Annotated in this window: 10 protein-coding genes; 4 read left to right on the top strand and 6 right to left on the bottom strand. The window is 73.6% G+C overall.

The features are described 5' to 3' along the window. Positions 1 to 59: 59 nt before the first annotated feature. The 3 genes from ACFVHO_RS38810 to ACFVHO_RS38800 all read right to left on the bottom strand — a co-directional run bounded on the left by ACFVHO_RS38810 (position 60) and on the right by ACFVHO_RS38800 (position 3502). Entirely contained in the window at positions 60 to 1955 is a 1896-nt protein-coding gene (locus ACFVHO_RS38810) for a prolyl oligopeptidase family serine peptidase (RefSeq protein ID WP_385725234.1), read from the bottom strand. 79 nt (positions 1956 to 2034) lie between these two features. After that, the gene (locus ACFVHO_RS38805) at positions 2035 to 2583 is read right to left on the bottom strand and encodes a hypothetical protein (RefSeq protein ID WP_385725233.1); all 549 of its coding nucleotides are present in this window, start codon (positions 2581 to 2583) and stop codon (positions 2035 to 2037) included. A gap of 172 nt (positions 2584 to 2755) precedes the next feature. Beyond that, a complete protein-coding gene (locus ACFVHO_RS38800) occupies positions 2756 to 3502 on the bottom strand; it encodes a DJ-1/PfpI family protein (RefSeq protein WP_385725232.1) in 747 nt (248 codons plus the stop codon). Positions 3503 to 3731: 229 nt separating this feature from the next. Between ACFVHO_RS38800 and ACFVHO_RS38795 the strand changes: the two genes are divergently transcribed. After that, entirely contained in the window at positions 3732 to 5498 is a 1767-nt protein-coding gene (locus ACFVHO_RS38795; protein WP_385725231.1) for a GAF domain-containing protein, read from the top strand. Between the two features lie 70 nt (positions 5499 to 5568). Here the strand turns inward: ACFVHO_RS38795 and ACFVHO_RS38790 are convergent, their stop codons facing one another. After that, positions 5569 to 5979: a RidA family protein gene (locus ACFVHO_RS38790; protein ID WP_385725230.1), complete on the bottom strand. Its 411-nt coding sequence runs from the start codon at positions 5977 to 5979 to the stop codon at positions 5569 to 5571. A 119-nt stretch (positions 5980 to 6098) separates the two neighbouring features. After that, positions 6099 to 6857, bottom strand: coding sequence for a response regulator (locus tag ACFVHO_RS38785; protein ID WP_385725229.1), 759 nt, complete (start codon positions 6855 to 6857; stop codon positions 6099 to 6101). A 610-nt stretch (positions 6858 to 7467) separates the two neighbouring features. Between ACFVHO_RS38785 and ACFVHO_RS38780 the strand changes: the two genes are divergently transcribed. Next, positions 7468 to 8055, top strand: a complete 588-nt coding sequence (locus ACFVHO_RS38780; RefSeq protein WP_385725228.1) for a hypothetical protein — start codon at positions 7468 to 7470, stop codon at positions 8053 to 8055. On the opposite strand, the gene ACFVHO_RS38775 is transcribed toward ACFVHO_RS38780, so the two are convergent. Continuing rightward, on the bottom strand, positions 7991 to 8191 hold the full coding sequence (locus ACFVHO_RS38775; protein WP_380842512.1) for a DUF4287 domain-containing protein: 201 nt from the start codon (positions 8189 to 8191) through the stop codon (positions 7991 to 7993). The two genes, ACFVHO_RS38780 and ACFVHO_RS38775, sit on opposite strands and share 65 nt — an antisense overlap. A 216-nt stretch (positions 8192 to 8407) precedes the next feature. Here ACFVHO_RS38775 and ACFVHO_RS38770 point away from each other — a divergent pair, with 216 nt between their 5' ends. Both ACFVHO_RS38770 and ACFVHO_RS38765 read left to right on the top strand, forming a co-directional pair. After that, positions 8408 to 8899 carry an SRPBCC domain-containing protein gene (locus ACFVHO_RS38770; protein ID WP_385725227.1) on the top strand — a complete coding sequence of 164 codons (492 nt, stop codon included), beginning with the start codon at positions 8408 to 8410 and terminating at the stop codon, positions 8897 to 8899. A gap of 38 nt (positions 8900 to 8937) precedes the next feature. Beyond that, positions 8938 to 9336, top strand: a complete 399-nt coding sequence (locus ACFVHO_RS38765; protein WP_385725236.1) for an ArsR/SmtB family transcription factor — start codon at positions 8938 to 8940, stop codon at positions 9334 to 9336. The last annotated feature ends 62 nt before the right edge of the window (positions 9337 to 9398 follow it).

The following is a 9398-nucleotide window of genomic DNA, read 5'->3' as shown; positions in this document are numbered from 1 at the left end:
CCGTTTCGGGGACGGGGCGGGGTTGGGGAGCCCCCGGCAGGGCCCCCGCCCCCGCCCCCCTACCTCAGATGCCTCCCCGCGAAGTCCAGCTCAAGAGCCACCTGCTTGATCCGCTCGTCCACGACGAGGGACCCATGACCGGCGTCGTAGCGATAGACCTCGTGGACGGCCCCGCGCGCGGCGAGCCGGTCGACGTAGTTCTCGACCTGGCGGATCGGGCACCGGGGGTCGTTCACCCCGGCGGAGATGTAGACGGGGACCTTGACCGAGTCGACGTAGGTGAGCGGCGAGGAGGCGGAGAACCGGTCGGGGACCTCTTCGGGGGTGCCGCCGAAGAACGTGCGGTCGATGGCCTTCAGGGCCTCCATCTCGTCGTGGTACGCCGTGACGTAGTCGGCGACGGGCACCGCGGCGAGCCCGAGGGCCCACGCGTCGGGCTGCGTACCGAGCCCGAGGAGGGTGAGATAGCCGCCCCAGGAGCCGCCGGAGAGGACGAGGCGGTCGGGGTCGGCGAGGCCGGAGGAGACGGCCCACTCGCGCACGGCGGCGATGTCCTCGAGCTCGATGAGGCCGACGCGGTGCTTGAGGGCGTCGGTCCACTCGCGGCCGTAGCCGGTGGAGCCGCGGTAGTTGACGCGGACGACCGCGTACCCGTGGTCGACCCAGGCGGCCGGGCCCGCGGCGAAGGAGTCGCTGTCGTGCCAGGTGGGGCCGCCGTGCACCTCGAAGACGGTGGGCAGCGGCCCGCTCGCCCCCGCGGGCTTCTGGACGAGGGCGTGGATGCGGCCGCCGGGCCCGTCCACCCACACGTCCTCGACGGGCACCGACCGCGGCGCCTTCATGCCGGGCGGGTCCAGGACGACCTTGCCGGAGGTGGAGCGCAGGACGGGCGGCTCGGCGGCGGACGACCACATGTACTCGACGGTGCCGTCGGGGCGGGCGGTGGCGCCGGAGACGGAGCCGCGGGGGGTCTCGACCCGGGTCAGCTCGCGCCCTGCGAGGTCGTACCGCCACAGGTCGCCGCGGGCCTCGAAGCCGTGCCCGACGAGCAGCGCGGAGCCGTCCGGATACCACTCGGCGGAGACGTCGCCGGGCAGGTCGAGGGCGAGGTCGGTCTGCTCGCCGGTGGCCACGTCCCACACCATCGGCTCCCAGCGGCCGCGGCGCTGGTGGCCCACCAGGAGGCGGGTGTCGCCGTCGACCGGGGCGAAGCCGAGGACCTCGAGGCCCAGCTCGACCGTGCCGCCCTCGCTGTCGTCGAGCTCGGCGACGGTCGAGCCGTCGGTGCGCACGACGCGCAGCGCGGGGTGCATCGCGTCGCCGTGCTCGGTGTGCTCGATGGCAATCAGGGTGCCGTCGTGGGAGAGGTCGCCGAGGCCCGCGGACTCGCGGTGGCGGTAGATCTCGGCGGGCGTCTCGCCGGGGGCGGCGTCGGCGCGGACGACGTGGATCGTCGTGCCGACCTCGTCCGTCGACCGGCCGACGACGACCGTGCGCCCGTCGCGGCCGACGGCGAGGCCCGCCGGATACGACGGTTCGAGGCCCGGCACGGCGGGCTCGTCCTTGCCGCTGCCGTCGAAGGGCTGGCGCATCCACACGCCGAACTCGTCGCCGTCCTTGTCGTTGAACCACCAGATCCAGCGGCCGTCCGGCGCGAGCAGGCCGTCCGTCGTGCCGTTCGGCCGGTTGGTGACCTGGCGCTGGTCGCCCGTGGCGCGGTCCCACGCGTACAGCTCGTACGTCCCTGTGGCGTTCGACACGAACAGGGAGTGGTCGGGGGCGTCCTCCGCCCAGTCCGGCAGGGAGACGCGGGGCGCGCGGAAGCGCTTCTCCCAGTCGGGCGCCGACCCCGCTCCCGGCGACGCGGTCCCCTCGCCCCGGCCCGTCTCCTCGCCCCGGCCCGTCCCCGCGCCCGGCTGCGTACCCTCATTCGGCTGCGTACCCGTGTCACTCATGGCCCCATAGTGCCTGGCCGGGGCGCCCTCCCGCTGGCGAGGGTCCCCAGCCTGTGGATAACTTTCCGGGCGGGCCTCCTCAGCCGGTTCCCGGCCGCAGCCACGCCTCGCGCTGCGGCGACCCGAACGCGCCCAGCTTCGTGTACGACCAGGCGCGCAGCACCTCGTGCGCGACCCCGTCCGCGGGCGGCACCACCGCGACGACCACGTCGGTCATGTGCCGGGACAGGAGCAGGTCCCGCAGCCGGGTGGCCACGCCTTCGAGACGGTAGTCCGGAAGCACCATCAGCTCCGTGAGCACGAAGAGGCGGCCCGCCCCCGCGCGCCCGGCCGCGTCGGCGGGCAGGACGCCCCGCAGGGCGTCATGCAGCGCGCTGCCCCGGGTGGCCCGGAACCCGTACAGACAACCGGCGAGCACCGCACCGGAGTCGGCCGTCACCATGTCGAAGTCGGGCTCCTGGACGTGCCGTTCGAACCGTTCGAGGAACGCCTTCCGATCGGCCCCGCCGGGCTCACCGCTTCCCCCGGCCCCGCCCGGCCCGTAGCACTCCACGTACACGTTCGCGATCGACTCGCGCTGCTGCTCCGCCTGCCACCGGGTCAGCCGTCGCAAGAACACCTCGGTCATCCACGCCTCCCACCCCGCGCCCCGCGACCTCGAGCCGCCCCGCCCCGCACGCCGCACCTGGACTCCGCATGGTGACACCACAGGACCGCTCGCGGAACTACGCGCGTACGACGAGCTGCGGGGAGTACGCGCCGAGTGCGCGCCCGGGCGCGCGCCCGGTGACCCCCGGCCCCTACGTCCGCAGCACCGTCCCCCTCCGCTCGAACTCCATCAGCGCCTCCACCTGTCCGGCCGGACCCGTCCCGAGCGCCCGCTCCAGGAGCCACAGCGCACCGTCGATCCCGGAGCTCACCCCGCCCGCGCAGACCAGGTTCCCGTCGTCGACGACGCGTGCGTCGCGGACGTCGGCGCCGCGCTCGCGCAGGTAGTCCTTGGCGCGGTGGTGCGTGGTGCACGGGCGGTCGCCGATGACGCCGGCCGCGTGCAGCACGATCACGCCGGTGCAGACGCCGAGCAGGGTCAGGTCGGGCCGGACGGCATCGCGCAGGGCGCGGGTCAGGCGGCCCTTCTTGATCTCGGCCCAGATCCCGGCGCCGTCCCGCTGCGCGAAGCCGCCGCCGGGCACGACGATCACGTCGGCCGCGTCCGGGTCCCAGGCACCGACGTCCGTCACCCGCGTACCGAAGCGACCGGTGAAGCCGCCCGGTCCGCCGCTGGTGACCAGTTCCGTCTCGACCTTCTGCCCGACGGAGCGGGCGGCGCCGAAGACCTCGAGCGGTCCGGCGAAGTCCAGTTCCTCGACGCCGTCGAAGACGACGATGTGCACGCGCAGCGGACCGCGCCCGCGTCGCCCCTCCCGCCCCTCCTGCCTTCCTCGCTCCTCCCGCCGCTCCTGCGCCGCCGCGCTCCCCGCTCCCCACGCCGTCGCACCGACCGCCCCCACGGCGGCCGTCGACCTCAGCAGACCCCTGCGGTCCATCCCGGCCCTCCTCGCTCCGGCAGCCATCACTGCCGTCCTTGCGCTTCTTCAACTCCCGTATGGGTGTGGACAGTTGGTCGTGCGGTACGAGGGCCGGGTTCCCGTGGGCGGGAAGGTTCCGATGCGGGGGCCAAGCATGTGAAGAGCCTCCACGCAGCGCCACTCACCGGCTACGGTGAGCGTCTGGACGCGGGGGCGGGAGCGCACGTCTGCTCGGGCGGAGGAGCTGATGGGCCAACAGCGGGCGGACGCCGGGCAGTTGACCCGACTGCGCCTCGATGAACTGCTCGAAGAGCTGGCGGCGCGGATCAGCGCGGTCCGCGGCACCCGGGACCGGCTGCACAGCCTCCTGGAGGCGGTGCTCTCGGTCGGCAGGGAGCTGGACCTCGCCCAGGTGCTCAGACGCATCGTGGAGACGGCGGTCGCCCTCGTCGACGCCGAGTACGGCGCGCTCGGCGTGATCGGCGAGGGCCGCATGCTGGACGAGTTCCTGCCGGTCGGCATCAGCGACGAACTGCGCGCCGAGATCGGCGACCTGCCCTCCGGGCACGGTCTGCTCGGCGAGCTGATCCGTAACCCGCAGCCGCTGCGCCTCGCGGAGCTGTCCGACCACCCCGCGTCGTCCGGCTTCCCGCCGCACCACCCGCCGATGCACACGTTCCTCGGCGTCCCCATCCGCGTGCGCGACACGGTCTTCGGCAACATCTACCTGACCGGCAAGCACGGCGGCGCGGAGTTCGACGCCGAGGACGAGTCGGTGCTCTCCACCCTCGCGGTCGCGGCCGGGGTGGCCGTGGAGAACGCCCGCCTGTACGAGGAGGCGCGGCTGCGCGAGCGCTGGCTGCAGGCGACCGCGGAGGTCACCAGCGCGGTCCTCTCGGGCGCGCCGGAGACGCAGGTCATGGAGCTGATGGTCGAGCGGGCCCGGGAGATCACGTCCGCCGACCTCGGCGTGATCGAACTCATGCAGGGCGACGGCGAGTTGCGGGTCGAGATCGCGCTCGGCCTCGGTGCGGAGGCGCACCGGGGCACCACCCTGCCGCGCGAGGGCTCGTTCGCGGGGGCGGCGCTCGACGCCCAGGCCCTGGTCTCCGCGACCGAGGTGCGCAAGGACGCGCGGGTGACGTTCCAGGCCGACCGCTGGGAGGGGCTCGGCGCCGCCGTCGCCGTGCCGATGAGCACGCGCGACGACGTACGCGGAGTCCTGGTGCTCGCCCGCAGCAGCGGCCGCCCCGGCTTCTCGGAGGCCGAGACCACCCCCCTGACGGGCTTCGCGGGCCAGGCCGCGCTCGCCCTCGAACTCGCCGACCGGCGCCGCGACGCCGAGCAGATGAGCCTCCTCGAAGACCGCGACCGCATCGCCCGCGACCTGCACGACCTGGCGATCCAGCGGCTGTTCGCGACCGGCATGACGCTGCAGAGCGTCCAGCGGTTCGTGGAGCACCCCGGCGCCGCCGAGCGGCTGCGCCGGGCCGTCGACGACCTCGACGCCACCATCAAGATCATCCGCTCCACCATCTTCGGGCTGCGCGACCACGAGGCGCCCGGCGGCGCGGCCGGGCTGCGCGTCCGCACGGTCCGCGCGATCGAGGACGCGGCCGCCGCCCTCGGCTTCACCCCCGCCCTGCGCATGGAGGGCCTGATCGACACGGACGTCCCCCGCGCGGTCGCCGACGACGTGGTCGCCGTCCTCAACGAGGCCCTGTCCAACGTCGCCCGGCACGCCCGCGCCCGCCGGGCCGAGGTGTCCCTGCTCGTACGCGAAGGGGTGCTGGAACTCGCGGTCGTGGACAACGGGGTGGGGATCGAGGCGGGGGCGGGGCAGGCCGCCGGGGCCGGGGTCGAGGCCGGGGCCGAGCGGGGCGCCGGGCTGCGGAACCTCGCCGAGCGGGCCGAGCGGCTCGGGGGCGAGCTCGTGGTGCGGGCGGGGGAGCGGCGGGGGACGCGGCTGGAGTGGAGGGTGCCGTTGGCGCGGGTGGGGCCGGACAGGCCCTAGGGCCTGTCCGATGGGTCGGCGGGCGGGGCAGGGCCGAGGCCCTGCCGGTGTCACCCCCGGGCGGCCGACCTCAGCGCACGAGCCCGATCGCCTCGATCTCGATCATCCACTCCGGGTCGGCGAGCGAGGACACCTCCACGAACGACTCCGCGAGGTGGGGCTTGTCCGGGAAGTGCTCGGCGCGCAGTTCGGCGAACACGTCCTGCCGCGCGATGTCGGTGACGAACACGGTGGCCTTGACGACGTCGGAGAGGCTGGAGCCCGCGTTCGTCAGGACGGTCGACAGGTTCGCGAGCGCCTGCCGGGCCTGCGCCTCGAAGTCCCCGGCGCCGACGGTGGCCCCCTGGGCGTCGATCGGGGCCTGGCCGGAGGTGAAGACCAGGTTGCCGACGCGGACGCCGAGCGAGATGCCGGCGGACTCGTACCAGTCGGGATCCGCGGTGACGCGCACGCGCTCGACGGCGGGCCGGGCAGTGGACATGCTGATGACACTCCTTCAGGACGGTGACGTGATCCGTCCAGGACAGCCACGGAGTGCGGTGATCCATTCCCCGCTACGGGACCTACGGCGGTGGCTGCAGGAGAGCCCATCGCCGTCGCTCAGCGGGCGGACCCCCGTGACGGCGGTGCCCCGGCCTCACCCTGGGTATCGGCGCCGGGCGGCGCGACCTGCGCGGCCAGGACGGCGGCCTGCACCCGCCGCTCGACGCCCAGTTTGGCCAGCATCCGGGAGATGTGGTTCTTCACGGTCTTCTCGGACAGATACAGCTTCCCGCCGATCTGCCGGTTGGTGAGCCCCTCGCCGATGAGCGCGAGGATGGCACGCTCGCGCTCGTTGAGGACGGAGAGCCGGGCGTCCTCGGGCGGCGGTTCGCTCTCGGGGCCGCGCAGCGACCGCATGAGGCGGGCCGTCGTGGCCGGGTCGAGCAACGACTGCCCGGAGGCGACGGTCCGTACCGCCGTCACCAGGTCGGACCCCTTGATCTGCTTGAGTACGTAGCCCGCGGCACCGGCCATGATGGCGTCGAGCAGGGCGTCCTCGTCGTCGAACGAGGTGAGCATCAGACACGCCAACCCGGGCATGAGGGCGCGCAGTTCACGGCACACGGTGATGCCGTTCCCGTCGGGCAGGCGGACGTCGAGGACGGCGACGTCGGGCCGCAGCGCGGGCCCCCTGGTCATCGCCTGCGCCCCGCTGGCGGCCTCCCCGACCACCTCGATCCCGGGCTCGCCGCCGAGCAGGTCGCGCAGCCCGCGCCGGACGACTTCGTGGTCGTCGAGGAGGAAGACACGGATGGGGCGTGGCGGGGTGCGGGGGTCGGTGGGGGCAGGATCCGGTGCTGCGGCAGTGCTGTCCATGTCTACCCCTTGGTCGGCCCGGGCGTGTCCATCGGTCTGCCGGTCGGCGGCTCTGCCACGCGGAGGGGGCTCCGGTGTCCGTGTCCGTGCCCGTACGCCAGGCGATTCATGTCCGTACGGGGGCGGAGAACCGTGCCCCTTCGAGGGTGACGGTAAGGGCTTGCTTCCTGCCAGGGGCCGAACGGCCCGGCGGGGTCCCGACGCAGGGGCCGAGCGGCCCCGCGCGAGGGCCACTCGGCCCTCGCGCAACTCACCTCGCACAGGCCATTGTTGAGGAAGGAACAAACCTCGACACGGGATTCCGGTGCCGCAGCGGACCTCGACTCCGCCGCGCCGGGGTCCGTTCCGGTGCGGCATGGCTGAGATGAGTACGTTCTTCAGCGACCTCCGCACCCGCCTGCGCGGCCGCAGGGGAGCGGCCGCGCAGGCGCATCGAGCGCCCGCGCGCCGAAGCGCACCGCGAAAGTCACGAAATTCGCGAAAGTCGGTACATACCGCCCCCCGGCGGACCCCCTGATAGATTCCCAGCGATCAATCGATATTCGGACAACAGTCTGGAATCGGACCATGGGCCGGGTGGGAGCCGGGCGAGGCGAGCAGGCGGGGGAACATGTTCACGGACCCGATGGACGGCCACAGCGTCGTCTCGCTGATGGGCATCGTGTTCGTGGCGTCGGTACTGGCCGTGGGCCTGACGGCGTATGCGACGGTCACGCTGGTACGCACGGTCTCGGGCCGCGCGAAGCCCGCGAACGCGGACGCCGCGGACGCCGGGGGCAGCGTGGTCGGCGCGGTCGGCGGCCAGGGGTCACCGCCCCCACCCCCGGCCCTCCCCCGCACCCTCGGCGCCGCGGCGTCCCTGGCGGGCGCGGGCGCCCTGACCGTCTACGCCTTGGGTGCCCTGCGCCTGCTCGCCTTCGACGACACGGAACGGGGCGCGGCCTGCGTCGAGGCGGAGAACCCGGCCGACGTGACGACGATCGACCGCTACAGCGCCACGTACTTCCCGCTGCGCTACGGCTGCCACGCGGCGGACGGCACGACGTACTCGGTGGGCGTCCCCGAGTACGTCAATCCGGCGGCCCTGACCCTGACGATCGCGGCGGCGGTCCTCGCGGGGGCGGCGGCCGCGCTCAGCTCCGGGCGTGGGCTACCAGCGCGTTGGCGTGCCCGTGCCCGAGACCGTGCTCGTCCTTGAGCCACTTCACGAGCTCCATGTGCTTGCTCAGCTCGGACCCCCGAATGAGCTCCACCCACTCAGAGATGGGACGCCCGTACTTCGCCTCGATCGAAGGAAAGTAGCTGGCGGGCCCCTTCACAGCGGCAGCAGACATCTCAACGCCCTCCCTGGGTCTCACGTTTGGTCTTGTTAATGGTTGGACCGCCCTCGATCCCGGGACTCATCGGCCCCGCGGGGTGATCCACGTCACGTCTCCGATCGGCCGAGCGACCCTCGCGCGATGCGCAACCATCGGGTTGCGTCATCGATGCTCACGTGCAACCCTGAAGTTGCACCAACCGTCGAGATCGAGCCCTAGAAGGAGCCAGCCATGAGTGACACCGGGAGCAGCCCGCAGGACCCGCACAGCCCGAACGGCCCGCAGGACCGGATCGAGCGCGAGACCCTGATCGCCGCCTCCCTGGACCGGGTCTGGTCGCTGGTGACCCAGCCCGGGTTCTGGGTGGCCGAGAAGGCGGGTCTGGCGGGGACCACGGCCAGGGAGGGCGAGTCGATCGTGGCGCGGAATCCGGAGTACGGGGACTATCCCGTGCGGGTGGAGAAGGTCGAGCCGCAGACGTACGTGGCGTACCGCTGGGCCAGCGCGTTCCCCGGCGAGGAGCTGCGGGCCGACAACAGCACCCTCGTCGAGTTCACGCTGACTTCGGAGGGCGACAAGACGCGGCTCCGTGTCGTGGAGAGCGGATTCGCGGCGCTCGTCGGGTCCGAGGAACTGCGCGCCCAGGCGGTACGGGACAACACCGGCGGCTGGCCCCAGGAGCTGGACGCGCTCAAGCAGCGAGCCGAGCAGCCGGCCGCGTGACCGACCAGGACCCGGCCGCCCACGAGACCGAGGGCGGGATCCAGGGCGGGATCGAGGGCGGGGGTGAGGGCGTGGACGGTGTGCTCGCCGCGCTGGCCGATCCCACCCGGCGTCGGCTCCTCGACCTGCTCGCCGCTCGGGGTGAGGCCACCGCGACGAAGCTCGCCGACCAACTCCCCGTCTCCCGCCAGGCCGTGGTCAAGCACCTCGCGGTCCTGGACGCCGCCGGTCTGGTCTCCGGCAACCGGGTCGGACGCGAGATGCGGTACGCGGTACGGCCCGCGGCGCTGGACGGCACGGCCCGCTGGATGGCCGCCCTCGCGGCCGACTGGGACCGACGTCTCGCGGCCGTCAAGCGCATCGCCGAGGCGGCCGAGGCGGCCGAGGCGGCGGAAGCGGGGGAAGCGGCGGAGGCCGCGGAACGGGACGCGCGGTAGGCGCGCTCGCGCCCGGCCCGATCGCCAACGGCCTTCGCTCGCACCGGAATCGCCAACGGCCT

Source organism: Streptomyces sp. NPDC127108, from assembly GCF_042677545.1.
GTDB lineage: Bacteria > Actinomycetota > Actinomycetes > Streptomycetales > Streptomycetaceae > Streptomyces.
Note: the sequence above shows the minus strand (reverse complement) of the source record. Positions and strands in the feature narration are given on the sequence as shown.